The organism is Salmonella sp. SAL04202, from assembly GCF_046550775.1.
Lineage (GTDB): Bacteria > Pseudomonadota > Gammaproteobacteria > Enterobacterales > Enterobacteriaceae > Salmonella > Salmonella enterica.
This window is the reverse complement of sequence record NZ_JBGDXK010000001.1, coordinates 793,702-809,262: the sequence shown is the minus strand read 5'-3', so window position 1 is coordinate 809,262 and position 15,561 is coordinate 793,702. Positions and strand designations below refer to the sequence as shown.

Annotated in this window: 19 protein-coding genes and 1 tRNA gene; 12 read left to right on the top strand and 8 right to left on the bottom strand. The window is 50.4% G+C overall.

The features are described from left to right. The first annotated feature begins 10 nt into the window (after positions 1 to 10). Positions 11 to 352 (top strand): type III secretion system chaperone SigE, encoded by a 342-nt coding sequence (sigE, locus tag ACLJQJ_RS04010; protein ID WP_023181918.1) that lies wholly within the window; start codon positions 11 to 13, stop codon positions 350 to 352. On the opposite strand, the gene ACLJQJ_RS04005 is transcribed toward sigE, so the two are convergent. Continuing rightward, positions 318 to 680, bottom strand: a complete 363-nt coding sequence (locus tag ACLJQJ_RS04005; protein WP_077950910.1) for a hypothetical protein — start codon at positions 678 to 680, stop codon at positions 318 to 320. The genes sigE and ACLJQJ_RS04005 overlap by 35 nt on opposite strands. A 35-nt stretch (positions 681 to 715) precedes the next feature. Between ACLJQJ_RS04005 and ACLJQJ_RS04000 the strand changes: the two genes are divergently transcribed. The 3 genes from ACLJQJ_RS04000 to pipA all read left to right on the top strand — a co-directional run bounded on the left by ACLJQJ_RS04000 (position 716) and on the right by pipA (position 3,107). Further along, on the top strand, positions 716 to 940 hold the full coding sequence (locus tag ACLJQJ_RS04000; protein WP_074182093.1) for a PagK family vesicle-borne virulence factor: 225 nt from the start codon (positions 716 to 718) through the stop codon (positions 938 to 940). Between the two features lie 389 nt (positions 941 to 1,329). After that, positions 1,330 to 2,205: an SPI-2 type III secretion system effector PipB gene (gene pipB, locus ACLJQJ_RS03995; RefSeq protein ID WP_063809323.1), complete on the top strand. Its 876-nt coding sequence runs from the start codon at positions 1,330 to 1,332 to the stop codon at positions 2,203 to 2,205. Between the two features lie 221 nt (positions 2,206 to 2,426). Then, on the top strand, positions 2,427 to 3,107 hold the full coding sequence (pipA, locus tag ACLJQJ_RS03990; protein ID WP_063809324.1) for a type III secretion system effector protease PipA: 681 nt from the start codon (positions 2,427 to 2,429) through the stop codon (positions 3,105 to 3,107). A gap of 136 nt (positions 3,108 to 3,243) precedes the next feature. Here pipA and ACLJQJ_RS03985 read toward each other — a convergent pair. Next, a tRNA-Ser gene (locus ACLJQJ_RS03985) sits at positions 3,244 to 3,331 on the bottom strand. Between the two features lie 394 nt (positions 3,332 to 3,725). Between ACLJQJ_RS03985 and yccA the strand changes: the two genes are divergently transcribed. After that, entirely contained in the window at positions 3,726 to 4,385 is a 660-nt protein-coding gene (gene yccA / locus ACLJQJ_RS03980) for an FtsH protease modulator YccA (protein WP_000374046.1), read from the top strand. Between the two features lie 86 nt (positions 4,386 to 4,471). Continuing rightward, positions 4,472 to 4,801, top strand: coding sequence for a sulfurtransferase TusE (gene tusE / locus ACLJQJ_RS03975; RefSeq protein ID WP_000904449.1), 330 nt, complete (start codon positions 4,472 to 4,474; stop codon positions 4,799 to 4,801). Here the strand turns inward: tusE and yccX are convergent. From yccX to ACLJQJ_RS03960, 3 genes are read right to left on the bottom strand one after another with little or no spacing between them, the layout of a single operon-like run. Further along, a complete protein-coding gene (gene yccX / locus ACLJQJ_RS03970) occupies positions 4,798 to 5,079 on the bottom strand; it encodes an acylphosphatase (RefSeq protein ID WP_000072884.1) in 282 nt (93 codons plus the stop codon). The genes tusE and yccX overlap by 4 nt on opposite strands. 48 nt (positions 5,080 to 5,127) lie before the next feature. Beyond that, positions 5,128 to 5,907, bottom strand: coding sequence for an AraC family transcriptional regulator (locus ACLJQJ_RS03965; RefSeq protein WP_023215819.1), 780 nt, complete (start codon positions 5,905 to 5,907; stop codon positions 5,128 to 5,130). A 25-nt stretch (positions 5,908 to 5,932) separates the two neighbouring features. Beyond that, complete coding sequence (locus ACLJQJ_RS03960; RefSeq protein ID WP_024158869.1) at positions 5,933 to 6,481, bottom strand: YbhB/YbcL family Raf kinase inhibitor-like protein; 549 nt, start codon at positions 6,479 to 6,481, stop codon at positions 5,933 to 5,935. 214 nt (positions 6,482 to 6,695) lie between these two features. On the opposite strand from ACLJQJ_RS03960, the gene rlmI reads away from it, so the two are divergent. After that, a complete protein-coding gene (gene rlmI / locus ACLJQJ_RS03955) occupies positions 6,696 to 7,907 on the top strand; it encodes a 23S rRNA (cytosine(1962)-C(5))-methyltransferase RlmI (RefSeq protein ID WP_000140480.1) in 1,212 nt (403 codons plus the stop codon). Positions 7,908 to 7,964: 57 nt separating this feature from the next. After that, on the top strand, positions 7,965 to 8,282 hold the full coding sequence (gene hspQ, locus ACLJQJ_RS03950; RefSeq protein ID WP_000561983.1) for a heat shock protein HspQ: 318 nt from the start codon (positions 7,965 to 7,967) through the stop codon (positions 8,280 to 8,282). Positions 8,283 to 8,326: 44 nt separating this feature from the next. On the opposite strand, the gene ACLJQJ_RS03945 is transcribed toward hspQ, so the two are convergent. After that, positions 8,327 to 8,740, bottom strand: coding sequence for a CoA-binding protein (locus ACLJQJ_RS03945; protein ID WP_001537782.1), 414 nt, complete (start codon positions 8,738 to 8,740; stop codon positions 8,327 to 8,329). A gap of 173 nt (positions 8,741 to 8,913) precedes the next feature. Here ACLJQJ_RS03945 and ACLJQJ_RS03940 point away from each other — a divergent pair, with 173 nt between their 5' ends. Both ACLJQJ_RS03940 and mgsA read left to right on the top strand, forming a co-directional pair. Next, positions 8,914 to 9,576 (top strand): DUF2057 family protein, encoded by a 663-nt coding sequence (locus ACLJQJ_RS03940; protein WP_000847719.1) that lies wholly within the window; start codon positions 8,914 to 8,916, stop codon positions 9,574 to 9,576. Between the two features lie 94 nt (positions 9,577 to 9,670). Beyond that, the gene (mgsA, locus tag ACLJQJ_RS03935; protein WP_000424187.1) at positions 9,671 to 10,129 is read left to right on the top strand and encodes a methylglyoxal synthase; all 459 of its coding nucleotides are present in this window, start codon (positions 9,671 to 9,673) and stop codon (positions 10,127 to 10,129) included. 35 nt (positions 10,130 to 10,164) lie between these two features. Here the strand turns inward: mgsA and helD are convergent, their stop codons facing one another. Further along, the gene (helD, locus tag ACLJQJ_RS03930) at positions 10,165 to 12,219 is read right to left on the bottom strand and encodes a DNA helicase IV (protein WP_063809325.1); all 2,055 of its coding nucleotides are present in this window, start codon (positions 12,217 to 12,219) and stop codon (positions 10,165 to 10,167) included. A 123-nt stretch (positions 12,220 to 12,342) separates the two neighbouring features. Here helD and ACLJQJ_RS03925 point away from each other — a divergent pair, with 123 nt between their 5' ends. Continuing rightward, positions 12,343 to 12,789, top strand: a complete 447-nt coding sequence (locus ACLJQJ_RS03925) for a YccF domain-containing protein (protein WP_023243628.1) — start codon at positions 12,343 to 12,345, stop codon at positions 12,787 to 12,789. Between the two features lie 18 nt (positions 12,790 to 12,807). Next, the gene (gene yccS / locus ACLJQJ_RS03920; RefSeq protein ID WP_000950881.1) at positions 12,808 to 14,961 is read left to right on the top strand and encodes a YccS family putative transporter; all 2,154 of its coding nucleotides are present in this window, start codon (positions 12,808 to 12,810) and stop codon (positions 14,959 to 14,961) included. Here the strand turns inward: yccS and ACLJQJ_RS03915 are convergent. Then, the gene (locus tag ACLJQJ_RS03915; protein WP_001202375.1) at positions 14,948 to 15,553 is read right to left on the bottom strand and encodes a TfoX/Sxy family DNA transformation protein; all 606 of its coding nucleotides are present in this window, start codon (positions 15,551 to 15,553) and stop codon (positions 14,948 to 14,950) included. The two genes, yccS and ACLJQJ_RS03915, sit on opposite strands and share 14 nt — an antisense overlap. Positions 15,554 to 15,561 lie beyond the last annotated feature (8 nt).

Here is a 15,561-nt window from a genome sequence, read left to right as displayed (position 1 = left end):
AGGTAACTATATGGAAAGTCTATTAAATCGTTTATATGCCGCGTTAGGCCTGGATGCGCCAGAAGATGAACCACTTCTCATCATTGATGATGGAATACAGGTTTATTTTAATGAATCCGATCATACACTGGAAATGTGCTGTCCCTTTATGCCATTGCCTGACGACACTCTAACTTTGCAGCATTTTTTACGTCTTAACTACGCCAGCACCGTCACTATCGGCGCTGACGCAGACAATACTGCTTTAGTGGCGCTTTATCGCTTGCCGCAAACCAGTACCGAAGAAGAGGCGCTCACTGGTTTTGAATTATTCATTTCTAACGTGAAGCAATTAAAAGAGCGTTATGCATAATTAACACGTCACATGCTTTTTTAATGAGATAAAACGCAATACGTATGCCCTTTACAAGAGACAAGGCCAGAATCTTTGGTGGAAATGTAAGGGGCAAACGTTCCTCTCTCTCATTTTGCTCTGTTTGCGGGAGCATTTTTAGTGTGTAAGTATTCCTGCTCATCAGGTTTTTACGCCATCTACGCGCATTTATTCTGCTATAAGTTGAAATACTGCAAAAAATATTAGTGCTTATTATTTTTTCTTTAAGTAAATTTTCGTTCAACAAACTCAATTGTTTGTTCAATAATGATGAAGCGTGAGTTATGCTGGAAATGAAGGAAGCCAATAGCAAGGATAATCTGATTATTCACGGGTGATATTATGAGACATCGTATATTTTTACCATTGCTTCTGGTGTTGTCGGCTACAGCCTTTTCGGCATCGGCGATGGCTGCCAGTGATTCCCCTCCACCACCAGATAATACAAAACACGCCTCCCGTGGCTGGCCACCAGACCCCGAAGCATTGATTCGCCCACGCTGGTGTGACAACTGGCCATCAGATATAGAGAAACCAGATTTTTGGTGTGATGTATGTGGTTGTTAATTTTTTACAGAAAGCTATAACAACCATATCAGAACTGAGAGTATTTCTGATCATTATGTTTCATCAGTTCCTGATGAACTGAATATGACTTCAGGCTGGCGTGTTTTATTAACGTCAGCCTGATTTTTTACAACATCATATTACTGACTTACAGGCGCAGCTAGTGCGTTCTATACCTAAGCTGGTGATTGTAACGACCCCGACAGTACTTCTGCTTCACCGTTATGGCAGAAATCATCGCCTCTTGTCAGATGCCAGACACCTACTCATCCCCAACCAAAGCTCTAAATACAAAAATCACCTTATATCTTTTTTTATTATTCCTTGTATAAATGTGACTTGTCTCACACCTATAAGGAATCGACTCACTTCCATAAGAAGGAATCAAAATGCCAATAACTAACGCGTCCCCAGAAAGTATATTAAAATATTTGTATGCGGCCGGTACCGGTACGAAAGAAGCAATGGAAAGTGCAACTTCACCACGCGGTATACTGGAGTGGTTTGTCAATTTTTTTACCTGTGGTGGAGTAAGAAGAAGCAATGAAAGATGCTTTCGGGAGGTAATTGGAAAACTGACCACATCATTATTATATGTAAATAAAGATGCTTTCTTCGATGGTAATAACATATTTCTGGAGGATGTCAACGGGTGTACTATATGTCTGTCATGTGGAGCAGCATCCGAAAATACGGATCCCATGGTCATTATTGAAGTGAAAAAAAATGGAAAAACTGTAACGGATAACGTTGATAGCGAGAGATTTTGGAATGTATGTCGAATGTTAAAGCTGATGAGTAAACATAATATACAACAGCCTGATTCACTTATAACCGAGGATGGTTTTCTGAACCTGCGCGGAGTAAACCTGGCTTATAAAGATTTCCAGGGGGAAGATTTGTCAGAAATAGATGCTTCTGATGCAGATTTCCGTGAAACAAATCTATCTAATGTAAATTTAGTCGGTGCAAATTTGTGTTGTGCAAATCTACACGCTGTAAATCTAATGGGTTCAAACATGACTAAAGCAAACCTGACTCACGCAAACCTGACTTGCGCTAACATGTCCGGTGTAAACTTAACCGCTGCAATTCTATTCGGCTCAGACTTAACTGACACCAAATTAAATGGTGCGAAATTAGATAAGATAGCTCTAACTTTAGCGAAAGCATTAACAGGAGCCGATCTGACAGGTAGTCAACATACCCCTACTCCACTCCCGGATTACAATGATAGAACTCTTTTCCCCCATCCGATATTTTAGTCGAGATAAAGGGATTTTATAAACAAGAAGTATTCAAACAGAGGCCCCCTTGTTTTATTAAATAAACCCCGCCCCTAAGTTTCATTATAAATAACATTTTCAGCGTATTACTTGTTGGCTTTGTCTGAATCATAGCGTTATCTGTATGTGGCACATTAACTAAAAACACTATTATTGTTTAATTTAAATAATTCATAATTGTAGTCAGGAAATAAGAAGTTATGCTTCCGGTCACCTACAGATTAATACCTCAAAGCGGAGTATCCACATATGGATTAAATACCGCAGATACACCTATTTTCCCCGATATTCCCGAACATGCACCAAACCCCTCACGGCTACGCCTTGCTCATGACAGCCTTGCCATAAACAGTGAATTCCGTCTGGAGCCAGAGTGTGTGGTGGAGTACCTTATCTCAGGCGCGGGTGGAATAGACCCTGATACAGAAATTGATGACGACACTTATGACGAATGTTACGATGAACTATCCTCCGTACTTCAAAATGCGTATACCCAAAGCGAAACATTCCGCAGACTGATGAATTACACATATGAAAAAGAACTACATGATGTGGAGCAGCGCTGGCTACTGGGGGCAGGCGAAGCCTTTGAAACTACCGTGACTCAGGAACACTTCAAACTTTCAGAAGGCAGGAAAGTTATTTGTCTCAATCTGGACGATTCTGATGATTCATATACCGAACATTATGAAAGTAACGAAGGACCACAACTTTTTGACACAAAACGTTCATTTATTCATAAAGTTGTACATGCACTGACCCATCTTCAGGATAAAGAAGAAAATCATCCAAGAGGCCCTGTTGTCGAATATACCAACATTATTCTGAAAGAGATGGGGCATCCTTCACCTCCCAGAATGGTCTACATCTTCAATAAATAGACACATCAGGAAACGAAAAGAAACTAAAAACCCGCGTAGTCCGTTTTTTCGGGAAATGTTCTGGCAGTATTTTCTAACTATATTCTAAGCGCCAAAAAAACAAAGGGGTTACCTTTCGGTAACCCCTTGTTTAATCTGGCGGAAGCGCAGAGATTCGAACTCTGGAACCCTTTCGGGTCGCCGGTTTTCAAGACCGGTGCCTTCAACCGCTCGGCCACACTTCCGGAATGAGGCGCACTATAAACATCCCGGTGCGTCATGTAAAGACCGAATGTGTTCGTTTGCGTGAAAAACAGGCAAAATTTCGTTAATTGCCTGAAATAGCGGCACATTGACCATTTCTTCAACACAAAAACGGGCTTAATACGTGTTGATCGTCCCCACTGTTTTACCTCTGTGATTATCAATTTTTTATCGGTAACGCGTGGTTGGCGCTGCCGCCTGTTTTATGGCGTAGCGCCAGGCATGAGCAGACCGTTTTAACGACGGTAATCACCTGAAATCTCTTAAGGAAACTAAACGTAAACGAATGCGTAAAGATGGGTAAAACCACTGGGTGACAGTGACTGTTTTTATTATTCTCCTTTATTAATTACATCTGTCATAAGAGAGTGACTAATGGATCGTATCATTACATCATCGCGTGATCGTAGCTCGCTACTGAGTACGCACAAAGTACTGCGCAACACCTATTTTCTGTTGAGCCTCACGCTGGCTTTCTCCGCAATTACCGCGACAGCCAGTACGGTACTGATGCTGCCCTCCCCCGGCCTGATTCTGACGCTGGTCGGTATGTATGGGCTGATGTTCCTGACCTATAAAACCGCCAATAAGCCGGTCGGTATCCTGTCTGCTTTTGCGTTTACCGGCTTCCTCGGCTATATCCTGGGCCCAATTCTTAACGCCTATCTGTCAGCAGGCATGGGCGATGTCATTGGCCTGGCGCTGGGTGGGACCGCGTTAGTATTTTTCTGCTGCTCCGCTTACGTTCTGACCACCCGTAAGGATATGTCTTTCCTGGGCGGTATGTTAATGGCCGGGATCGTCGTCGTGCTGATTGGTATGGTGGCGAATATTTTCCTGCAACTGCCTGCATTGCACCTGGCGATTAGCGCGGTGTTTATCCTGATTTCCTCGGGCGCTATCCTGTATGAAACCAGTAACATCATTCACGGCGGTGAAACCAACTATATTCGTGCGACCGTCAGTCTGTACGTTTCGCTGTACAACATCTTTGTCAGCCTGCTCAGCATTCTGGGCTTCGCCAGCCGCGACTAATCGACTTTCCCCTCTTCCAGCCCTGCTTATGCAGGGCTTTATTTTTTGCTACACTGCCGTCCGTGTTGATTACGCAGTGAAACGTTATGTTGATCTTTGAAGGTAAAGAAATCAGTACTGATAGCGAAGGCTATCTGAAAGAGACGACGCAGTGGAGTGAAACGCTGGCAGTCGCTATCGCCGCCAATGAAGGCATTGAGCTCTCTGCGGAACACTGGGAAGTCGTGCGCTTCGTGCGCGAATTTTACCTGGAGTTTAATACCTCTCCCGCCATCCGAATGCTGGTAAAAGCGATGGCGAATAAGTTCGGCGAAGAAAAAGGCAACAGCCGTTATCTGTATCGTCTGTTCCCGAAAGGCCCGGCAAAGCAAGCGACCAAAATCGCCGGTCTGCCCAAACCGGTAAAGTGTATTTAATACCGAATACTGAAGCCTGTTAGCGTCTCGCGAGGGCTGTGCGGTTCAGTGAGGATTTTGTCCACACGAGCAGAGCGCGGCCCGCCCTCTTTCAGCCACTTGATGAGTTTTTCCACCTGCGCCGCGTCGCCACAGGCCACTACTTCTACGCTTCCGTCATCCATATTCTTCGCATAGCCGGTTAACCCCAGCCGCTGCGCCTCATGCTGCGTGGTATAGCGAAACCCGACTCCCTGAACGCGACCATAAACCCAGGCGATAATGCAGACGTTCGACATGATGGTTCTCCTTTCATAATCAGTGGCGGAGGCTCATACAGGACATACTTAACGTACCTGACTGGGCAGACACCCATAATGTTGGCGGAATCTGGCCGTAAACCGCGACCCCGACAGGTAACCGCACCGTAGCGCTATTTCGCCGATCGGCAGCGTCGTCGATTGCAGTTGAGAAAGCGCGCAGGACATGCGCACCTCTTCAACAATTTGTCGATAACTCTGCGATTCGCGCTGCAAACGCCGACGCAGCGTCGATGTTCCCATAGCAAGACGGCGGGCTATCTCCTGGGCTGTCCATAGCTTAGCAGGCGAGAGCATAATCAGTTGCCGCACCTGCTCCGTGAGGGTGTAACGCCGTTCAATAAGCAGCGGTCCTGCCGCGCCATCATGCAAAAGCGCTAACAGTAACCCCATCGCCTGATGTTCCTGTAGCCCAACGGGTAAACCCTGGCGCACAGCATCCAACACGTTCTCCCACATAAATGTCAGGCTACGGCTCATCGGCGTACACAGCGATGTCAGGTTTGCCGGTGGATAATCCTGAACGTACATCGTTTTAAAGCGAGCAATAATCTCCGGTGAAAGTAACAACAGGTCGGAGCGAAAACCGTTCTGCGCAGGCTGATTAATAATCTCCAGCGGCGTGTTCGCCGGAATAATAATCAACTCGCCCGACCCGGCGACAAGGCGGCTATCATCCTGAATGATGACTTTACTGCCCTGCGTAATATGGCAGATAGCGGCGGAAAAAAGCGTAACACGATGCAAACGGTGCAGATGACTGGAACGCACCTCTGCCGTCGTAAGATCCTGATGTCGAATATGCATCTCCTGCACCGTGCCGTCCTCTGTTTTATCTTCCGTATGTGGCCGTGAATTGTGCTTTCGCAATCACATGCGCGTTAAGCATAAACCCTACCAACGCGCCACTCGACTCACTGTCGAGCGGCAGTGTTGCCGTATTCAGCGCCCACACAGTAAACTGATAGCGATGAGGCTTATCGCCCGGCGGCGGACAGGCGCCGCCAAAGCCAGCATAACCGAAATCATTCCGTCCCTGCACCACTCCAGCGGGTAACGTTTTTTTATCAGCCCCCGTCGGCAGGTCGTGAATCTGCGCAGGAATATTCACCATCGTCCAGTGCCACCAGCCGCTTCCGGTGGGCGCATCAGGATCGAAGACGGTAATAGCGTAGCTTTTGGTTCCGGCAGGCGAATTGCGCCAGCTCAGCTGCGGCGAAATATTTTCTCCGCTACAACCAAATCCTTTAAAGACGTGCTGTTGCGTTAAACGAAAATCCGCCGGAATATCCGCGCTACTGAGGCTAAACGCCGACGCGGCAGATACGCTGCCACTTAATGCCATCATTGCGGCTGCGGTCAAAGAGAAGACTGTTTTCATTGTATTTCCTTCTTCATATAAAGAAATAACACTATAAAAAGCGCCCGCTGAAGAAACTGTGCCTTTACGATTCTATTTTGTGCAGAAACGCTCACCACCATACGCTGGTGATTGCCCCTCTTATCTGTGCTACCCTACGCGCCATTTCGTTTTCACGGTCCCTGGCTGGAGCTATTATCCGGCTCGCGTCACTGTTTGTGAGAGGTTACTCCGCATGACTGAATCTACATTTCCGCAATATCCCCGTTTAGTCCTCAGCAAAGGGCGAGAAAAATCTTTACTCCGCCGCCACCCATGGGTCTTTTCCGGCGCCGTCTCCCGCCTGGAAGGCAAAGCCAACCTCGGTGAAACTATCGATATCGTCGACCATCAGGGAAAGTGGTTAGCACGCGGCGCCTGGTCGCCAGCATCCCAGATCCGCGCGCGCGTCTGGACATTTGATAAAGCAGAATCCATTGATATTGCGTTTTTCACCCGCCGCCTGCGCCAAGCGCAGCAGTGGCGCGACTGGCTGGCGAAAAAAGACGGCCTGGATAGCTATCGTCTGATCGCCGGTGAGTCCGATGGCCTGCCTGGCGTCACTATCGATCGTTTTGGCCATTTTTTGGTGCTGCAACTGCTCAGCGCCGGGGCCGAATATCAACGCGCCGCATTAATTAGCGCGCTGCAAACATGCTATCCGGATTGCGCTATTTACGATCGCAGCGACGTCGCCGTGCGGAAAAAAGAAGGGATGGCGCTGACGCAAGGCCCGGTCACTGGCGAACTGCCGCCTGCGCTTCTGCCAATTGAAGAACACGGTATGAAATTGCTGGTCGATATCCAGGGCGGCCACAAAACCGGTTATTATCTTGATCAGCGCGACAGTCGTCTGGCGACGCGCCGCTACGTGGAAAATCAGCGGGTACTGAACTGCTTCTCTTATACCGGCGGTTTTGCCGTGTCGGCGTTAATGGGCGGTTGTCGCCAGGTTGTCAGCGTGGATACCTCACAGGATGCGCTGGATATCGCCAGGCAAAACGTTGAACTGAACCAACTGGACTTGAGCAAAGCCGAATTCGTGCGCGACGACGTGTTTAAGTTGCTGCGCGCTTACCGTGAACACGGCGAAAAATTCGACGTCATCATCATGGACCCGCCCAAATTCGTTGAAAATAAAAGCCAGTTAATGGGCGCCTGCCGGGGCTATAAAGACATTAACATGTTAGCGATTCAACTGCTCAATCCGGGCGGCATACTGCTGACATTCTCTTGCTCCGGACTGATGACCAGCGATTTATTTCAGAAAATCATTGCCGATGCCGCAATAGATGCCGGTCGTGATGTACAATTTATAGAGCAGTTCCGTCAGGCCGCCGATCACCCGGTGATCGCCACCTACCCGGAAGGGCTGTATCTGAAAGGGTTTGCCTGTCGCGTCATGTAACTTGAAAAGTGGAATAGTATCCTCATATAAAGGGTATCTATTTCCCGGGAGGTGACTATGATAGCCAGCAAATTCGGTATCGGCCAACAGGTCCGCCATTCCCTGTTAGGTTACCTCGGAGTGGTCGTCGATATCGACCCGGAATATTCGCTTGATGAACCGTCGCCTGATGAACTGGCGGTTAACGACGAACTTCGCGCCGCTCCGTGGTACCACGTGGTAATGGAAGATGATGATGGTCAGCCAGTGCATACTTATCTGGCCGAGGCCCAGTTGCGAAGCGAAATGCGGGACGAGCATCCAGAACAGCCATCGATGGATGAACTGGCGCGTACCATTCGCAAGCAGCTTCAGGCGCCGCGACTACGTAACTGATTGTATGTAAAAGGCCGGAGAGCGATATCCGGCCACTTAAACTTTTATTTCGCCAGCCCCAGGCGAGGGATCTCAATCGCCGGGCAGCGATCCATCACCACGGTCATGCCTGCATCCCGCGCCAGTACCGCCGCCTGTTCGTTGATCACGCCAAGCTGTAGCCACAGCGTTTTTGCGCCGATGGCGATAGCTTCCTGCGCGACGCCCCATGCAGCTTCAGAGTTGCGAAAAACATCCACCATATCGACTTTTTCGGGAATATCCGCCAGCGTGGCATACCCCTGTTGCCCCAGCAATGTCTTACCCGCGACTTTTGGCGCAACCGGAATCACATGGTAGCCCTGTTCAAGCAGGTATTTCATTACCCGATAACTTGGACGATCGGGTTTATCGCTCGCACCTACCAGCGCGATAGTGCGAGTGGACGTCAAAACATCAGCAATATCGGTCTCTTTCATCATCTTTCTCCTGGCTGTTTTGCAAAGTGTACGACAAACCTGACATAGCAACCATTCATCCCATACCGATGTATGAGAGCAAAACGCCAAAATATGTCTATATGTTAGTAAACATGATCTAAGAAAAATTTCGATACATTATTAGCCAGACGGCCTTTGGACAGGAGAACCTTATGAAAACCGGCGCGCTAGCCACCTTCCTTGCTCTCTGTTTGCCGGTGACTGTTTTTGCCACAACGCTCCGTTTGTCTAATGAGGTTGATCTGCTGGTGCTGGACGGCAAAAAGGTGTCCAGCTCTTTATTACGCGGCGCAGAGAGCATTGAACTGGAAAACGGGCCGCATCAACTCGTTTTCCGGGTGGAAAAAACCATCCGCCTGCCCGGTAATGAAGAACGGCTTTATATTTCTCCGCCGCTGGTGATAAGTTTCGATACCCAACTGATAAGTCAGGTCAATTTCCAGCTCCCGCGGCTGGAAAACGAGCGCGAAGCCTCGCATTTTAACGCGGCGCCGCGTCTGGCGCTTTTGGACGGCGACGCCATGCCCATTCCGGTAAAACTCGATATTCTGGCCATTACTTCTACGGCTAAAGTGGTCGATTATGAAATAGAGACCGAGCGTTATAATAAATCGGCGAAACGCGCCTCGCTTCCTCAGTTCGCCACGATGATGGCAGACGACAGCACATTACTTTCCGACGTCTCAGAGCTTGATACCGTACCGCCGCAATCACAAACTCTGACAGAACAGCGGCTGAAATATTGGTTCCGACTGGCCGACCCGCAGACACGCCATCATTTTCTGCAATGGGCGGAAAAACAGCCGCCCTCTTGATATGAGTTGTCCCAGCGCGCAATTTTTTTGTCTTTCTCTTGCAGCATCAAGCGCTTCCAGTAATCTGTAGACAGGTTAACTACGGAATCGAATTATGGAACTGACGACTCGCACCTTGCCGACGCGCAAACATATCGCGTTGGTTGCTCACGACCACTGCAAACAGATGTTAATGAACTGGGTGGAACGCCATCAGCCGTTGCTGGAAAAACACGTTCTTTATGCAACCGGCACCACGGGGAATCTGATCCAGCGCGCAACCGGTATGGACGTTAATGCGATGCTGAGCGGCCCGATGGGCGGCGACCAGCAGGTTGGCGCGCTCATTTCAGAAGGGAAAATCGACGTGTTGATATTCTTCTGGGACCCGCTTAACGCGGTACCGCACGACCCCGATGTCAAAGCGCTACTGCGTCTGGCCACCGTATGGAATATCCCTGTCGCCACTAACGTCTCAACGGCGGACTTTATCATCCAGTCCCCGCATTTTAATGACGCTGTAGATATTCTTATTCCGGATTATGCGCGTTATCTGGCCGAGCGCCTGAAATAACCGCTACGCGGGCGGGATGCTGTACCGCCCGCGCTTTAGGGCTTCCTCGCCACTGGCACATCCAGCTGTTTAAGCGCCTCCACAAAGCGCGAGGGATTATCTTTATTGAAAAGCAGCCAGACCCGCGCACGCGCGCGCGTCAACGCCACATATAACAAACGCCGCTCTTCAGCGTCCGGAAAATCCTCAACCTGAGGAAGAAGCGCACTTTCCATAATGGATTCTCGCGCCGGGGCGGGGAAACCGTCGTTACCCTCCTGCAATCCGACAAGAATCACGTAATCGGCCTGTTGGCCTTTGCTGGCATGGATAGTCATGAAGTCTATCTGTAACTTCGGCCAGCGAGTCGCCGCTTTTTGTAGACTCGCGGGTTTCAGATGATGATAGCGCGCCAGCACCAGGATCCGTTCATCTTCCTTCGCATAGCCGGATAATTTATCCAGTAACGCGTCCAACTGGCTTTCATCCAATAACGTCACCGCTTTTTTATCGCCTGGGGTCAGACTATTTAACGGTTTTTTAAGCTGGTGCGGATTCTGCTGTACAAAGCGATTGGCAATATCGCCAATCCGACTGTTAAAGCGGTACGTGGTGTCCAGGTGGCAATGCTCGCCCTCGCCGAACGTCTGATGAAACGCCGTCGTTAAGGAGAGCTGCGCCCCGCTAAAACGGTAAATCGCCTGCCAGTCATCGCCAACGGCAAACAGCGTAGTCTGGCTATTCTGCTTGCGCAGCGCCTCTAACAGCGCCGCCCGTTGCGGGGAAATATCCTGAAATTCATCGACCAGAATATGCTTCCACGGGCTGATAAAACGCCCTTTTTCGAGGATCACCATTGCCTGATGGATCAGCCCGGAGAAATCAACGGCATTTTCCGCTTTCAACGCGCTTTTCCAGGCCTTTAGCAGCGGCGCCATCAGCTTAATGCGTTTGCCAAACAGCTCGCGGCACTCCTCTGGCGCGCCAGCGATCATTTCTGCCTGCGCGCCGCCGTGCATACGCATCAAACTGACCCAACGATCCAGGCGAGGGGCCAGACGCCGCTGCAATGTCTCATCGTCCCAGAAATTACCTTCCGGCACTACCCACTGCATCTCCTCTTCCAGCCAATGACGCCAGCCTTTGGCCTGCGCTTTTTTCTCGCTACACTGCTGACGCCAGGTGCGCAGAAATAGCTGATGCCGCGCGGTGGCGTCACTTTCCAGCTTACTGACAACCGGCGCTTTTTTACTGCCTTGCTGAATAATATACAGCGCCAGCGAATGGAACGTACGGGCAGTAATCTCTTCCGTATGTAAGCGCTCGCGGATACGCTCATCCATCTCTTCTGCCGCCTTGCGACCAAACGCCAGTAAAAGAATTTGCCCCGCATCGGCTTGTCCGCGCGCCAACAGCCAACCCGCGCGCGCCACCAGCACCGAGGTTTTGCCGCTTCCCGCGCCCGCCAGTACCAGTAACGATGATTCCCCGTTAACCACCGCCCTGGCCTGGGAAGGATTAAGCGGAGAAGATTCTATCTGCGTAAAAAAGTCGGCATGCGCTTCCAGCATGGCATCAGCATACGCCTGATTATGCTGCTGCCGACTTCCCTCGCTATCCTGTAACCAGGCCAGACACTTACGCCATATCTCGCGACAGTGAGCAAACTCCTCCAGACGTGAGACCGGCAGCGGCAAGGCGGCAAACGTCTGGCGAATTTCGTGTTCCAGCCCCCGAACGCGTTCACGGGTAAGCCATTGGTTTTCGCCCGTTCGCTCACTAATACGCGCCCATTGCTCCTGTAATGCCTGCGCGGCGACATCACTCATCTCCTGGCTCCAGCGACGCCAGTGCGCGTCCAGATAGCGATGGAATTGCTGGGTTTCCGACCACTCGGTACCGTGCAAACGCACGACTTTATCCTCCGGCAGGACAAACTCCAGCTCGCCCCATACCAGCCCACGCTTACAGTGAATCGCCAATAACTGATTGAATGGAATAAGATATTCATGCCTGTCGCCAGACACTTTCACCCCAGCGTTGAGGATCTCGGCACGATCATACGGGTGTTGCGCCAGACGTTTTCCAAGAGAAGTTGCTTTCAGTTCCATGACTCAGCGAATCCAGACGTAAAGATGTGCTTATCAGTGTAACCGCCAGAGAAAACGTGCTCCAGTCTAAAAAAACGTTACAATTGCCCGCAGTGATAGAAAACCGGAATGAACTGAGGGTTTATGCGTACCGTTCTGAATATTTTAAACTTTGTACTGGGCGGCTTTGCCACTACGCTGGCCTGGCTGCTGGCGACGCTGGTCAGTATTGTGCTTATTTTTACCCTGCCGTTGACCCGCTCCTGCTGGGAGATAACCAAACTGTCCCTGTTCCCTTACGGTAATGAAGCCATTCACGTTGACGAACTTAATCCGGCGGCGAAAAGCGTATTAATGAATACTGGCGGTACCGTGCTGAATATTTTCTGGTTACTTTTTTTCGGCTGGTGGCTATGCCTGATGCATATTGCCTCCGGTATCGCGCAGTGTGTCACTATCATCGGGATACCTGTCGGTATTGCGAACTTTAAAATTGCCGCGATTGCGCTTTGGCCTGTCGGTCGCCGCGTCGTCTCTGTAGAAACCGCTCGCGCCGCGCGAGAAGCTAACGCGCGCCGCCGTTTTGAATGATCGGGACAAATAGCCTTTATGTTAAGTCCGTTGATTCGCCGTTATACCTGGAACAGTACCTGGCTGTATTACATCCGCATTTTTATCGCTCTGTGCGGCACCACCGCCCTGCCCTGGTGGCTGGGCGACGTCAAACTGACCATCCCGCTCACGCTCGGTATGGTTGCCGCGGCGCTAACCGATCTCGACGACCGCCTTGCCGGACGTTTGCGTAATTTAATCATTACCTTAATTTGCTTTTTTATCGCGTCGGCTTCTGTGGAGCTACTCTTTCCCTGGCCGTGGCTATTTGCGTTGGGCTTAACGTTATCCACCAGCGGGTTTATTCTGTTGGGAGGACTGGGGCAACGCTATGCCACCATCGCGTTCGGCGCGTTACTCATTGCCATCTATACGATGCTGGGTACCTCTCTATACGATCACTGGTATCAACAACCACTGCTCCTGCTGGCAGGCGCAGTATGGTATAACCTACTGACGCTAACCGGGCATCTGCTATTTCCGATCCGTCCGTTGCAGGATAATCTGGCACGCAGTTACGAACAGTTAGCGCACTATCTGGAACTGAAATCACGTCTGTTTGATCCTGATATTGAAGATGAAAGCCAGGCGCCGCTCTATGATTTAGCGTTAGCGAACGGGCAGTTAATGGCGACGCTGAACCAAACGAAAGTGTCGTTGTTGACTCGCCTGCGCGGCGATCGCGGTCAACGCGGTACGCGCCGCACCCTCCATTACTATTTTGTGGCGCAGGATATTCATGAACGCGCCAGTTCTTCGCATATTCAATACCAGACGCTGCGCGATTATTTTCGCCATAGCGACGTCATGTTCCGCTTTCAGCGTCTGATGTCGATGCAGGCGCAGGCCTGTACGCAGCTGGCGCGCTGTATCTTACTGCGTACGCCGTACCAGCATGATCCGCGTTTTGAACGCGTCTTTACCCACATTGACGCCGCGCTTGAACGTATGCGCGCCAGCGGCGCTTCTTTAGAGCTGTTAAATACGCTTGGGTTCTTATTAACCAACCTACGCGCCATTGATGCGCAACTGGCGACGATCGAGTCGGAGCAGGCCCAGGCAATGCCGCGCAATGAGTCAGAAAACCAGTTGGCTGATGATAGCCTGCACGGGTTTAGCGACATCTGGCTGCGTCTGAGCCGTAATTTTACCCCGGAGTCCGCTCTCTTTCGCCATGCGGTACGCATGTCACTGGTATTGTGCATCGGTTATGCTCTCATCCAAATTACCGGGATGCGCCACGGGTACTGGATATTGCTCACCAGCCTGTTCGTTTGTCAGCCTAACTATAACGCGACCCGCCATCGCCTTGCGCTCAGGATTATCGGTACGTTGGTAGGCGTTGCGATCGGCCTGCCGATTTTATGGTTTGTCCCTTCGCTTGAAGGACAGTTAGTTCTGCTGGTGATTACCGGCGTGCTTTTCTTCGCATTCCGTAATGTGCAGTATGCCCATGCGACGATGTTCATCACCCTGCTGGTATTACTCTGCTTTAACCTCCTGGGCGAAGGCTTTGAGGTAGCGTTACCGCGCGTCGTCGACACGTTAATTGGCTGCGCTATCGCCTGGGCTGCGGTCAGCTTTATTTGGCCGGACTGGCGCTTTCGTAACCTTCCCCGGGTACTCCAGCGCGCCACCGATGCTAATTGCCGCTACCTTGATGCGATCCTTGAGCAATATCACCAGGGACGGGATAACCGCCTGGCCTATCGCATTGCCAGACGCGACGCGCACAACCGCGATGCAGAACTGGCATCCGTGGTTTCTAATATGTCGAGCGAACCCGACGTCACGGCTGAAACCCGGGAGGCGGCGTTCAGGCTGCTTTGCCTCAATCACACTTTTACCAGCTATATCTCCGCCCTCGGCGCGCACCGCGAAAAGCTCAGTAATCCGGACGTGTTGGGGCTTCTGGATGACGCGGTCTGCTACGTTGATGATGCGCTTCATCATCAACCTGAAGACGAACAGCGCGTACACCAGGCGCTGGAGGGTTTAAAGCAGCGAGTTCAGTCACTGGAAACACGTCCGGACAGCAAAGAACCTCTGGTTGTTCAACAAATTGGTTTGCTCATTGCCTTACTGCCCGAGATTGGACGCTTGCAACGGCAAATTTCACCGCCGACTTCTACATTAATTACCCAGCCGTAAGCGAATGAGCCCAGTCGGCAAGCTCCTGGCGACGACTCGCCGGGAGCGCCGCTTCATGTACGCCGACAATTGCGCCTTCCAGGGCATACAACACTTTCACCGTCAGCAAGGGATTGCTTTGTCGCAACCTTAGCCAGCACATTTTCGCGCCCAATATGCGTAACATATTTTCGTCCTTTATCCCTGACTCATTGAGCAATGTTTCCAGATGGAAGGTCATATTGGGGAGATCTTTGAGTCTGTGCTGTAAAATACGGCTGTGTTTTTCCTTCATTGCCGCGTCAAGAGAATACTTCGATAAACGCACCAGCTGCTGCTGATCGCGCCACAGGCTTTCATCCACCCGGTAATAGTTGAGCATAACGGGACGTCCACATTTCATAAACATGAGCCAGGCGGGAGGATGCTTCACACAGTAGGGTACACTTTCTTCACAGGCGCGGAGATAAAGCTCGCCATTAGCCACCATCGCAAAGACGGTATCCTCCACGGTCAGACTATAGCTACCGAATAAAGATCGATATTGGATCGTCCCCAAAGAGGCCAAATATTCTTGCGATTTATAGATCCTGTCATAAGAGAGTGCTCTCATAAAATTCC

What these genes read in the sequence shown, in the direction of transcription:
- sigE (WP_023181918.1), top strand. Translation starts at nt 11, where the DNA reads ATGGAAAGTCTATTAAATCGTTTATATGCCGCGTTAGGCCTGGATGCG.
- ACLJQJ_RS04000 (WP_074182093.1), top strand. Translation starts at nt 716, where the DNA reads ATGAGACATCGTATATTTTTACCATTGCTTCTGGTGTTGTCGGCTACA.
- pipB (WP_063809323.1), top strand. Translation starts at nt 1,330, where the DNA reads ATGCCAATAACTAACGCGTCCCCAGAAAGTATATTAAAATATTTGTAT.
- pipA (WP_063809324.1), top strand. Translation starts at nt 2,427, where the DNA reads ATGCTTCCGGTCACCTACAGATTAATACCTCAAAGCGGAGTATCCACA.
- yccA (WP_000374046.1), top strand. Translation starts at nt 3,726, where the DNA reads ATGGATCGTATCATTACATCATCGCGTGATCGTAGCTCGCTACTGAGT.
- tusE (WP_000904449.1), top strand. Translation starts at nt 4,472, where the DNA reads ATGTTGATCTTTGAAGGTAAAGAAATCAGTACTGATAGCGAAGGCTAT.
- yccX (WP_000072884.1), bottom strand. Translation starts at nt 5,079, where the DNA reads ATGTCGAACGTCTGCATTATCGCCTGGGTTTATGGTCGCGTTCAGGGA.
- ACLJQJ_RS03965 (WP_023215819.1), bottom strand. Translation starts at nt 5,907, where the DNA reads ATGCATATTCGACATCAGGATCTTACGACGGCAGAGGTGCGTTCCAGT.
- ACLJQJ_RS03960 (WP_024158869.1), bottom strand. Translation starts at nt 6,481, where the DNA reads ATGAAAACAGTCTTCTCTTTGACCGCAGCCGCAATGATGGCATTAAGT.
- rlmI (WP_000140480.1), top strand. Translation starts at nt 6,696, where the DNA reads ATGACTGAATCTACATTTCCGCAATATCCCCGTTTAGTCCTCAGCAAA.
- hspQ (WP_000561983.1), top strand. Translation starts at nt 7,965, where the DNA reads ATGATAGCCAGCAAATTCGGTATCGGCCAACAGGTCCGCCATTCCCTG.
- ACLJQJ_RS03945 (WP_001537782.1), bottom strand. Translation starts at nt 8,740, where the DNA reads ATGAAAGAGACCGATATTGCTGATGTTTTGACGTCCACTCGCACTATC.
- ACLJQJ_RS03940 (WP_000847719.1), top strand. Translation starts at nt 8,914, where the DNA reads ATGAAAACCGGCGCGCTAGCCACCTTCCTTGCTCTCTGTTTGCCGGTG.
- mgsA (WP_000424187.1), top strand. Translation starts at nt 9,671, where the DNA reads ATGGAACTGACGACTCGCACCTTGCCGACGCGCAAACATATCGCGTTG.
- helD (WP_063809325.1), bottom strand. Translation starts at nt 12,219, where the DNA reads ATGGAACTGAAAGCAACTTCTCTTGGAAAACGTCTGGCGCAACACCCG.
- ACLJQJ_RS03925 (WP_023243628.1), top strand. Translation starts at nt 12,343, where the DNA reads ATGCGTACCGTTCTGAATATTTTAAACTTTGTACTGGGCGGCTTTGCC.
- yccS (WP_000950881.1), top strand. Translation starts at nt 12,808, where the DNA reads ATGTTAAGTCCGTTGATTCGCCGTTATACCTGGAACAGTACCTGGCTG.
- ACLJQJ_RS03915 (WP_001202375.1), bottom strand. Translation starts at nt 15,553, where the DNA reads ATGAGAGCACTCTCTTATGACAGGATCTATAAATCGCAAGAATATTTG.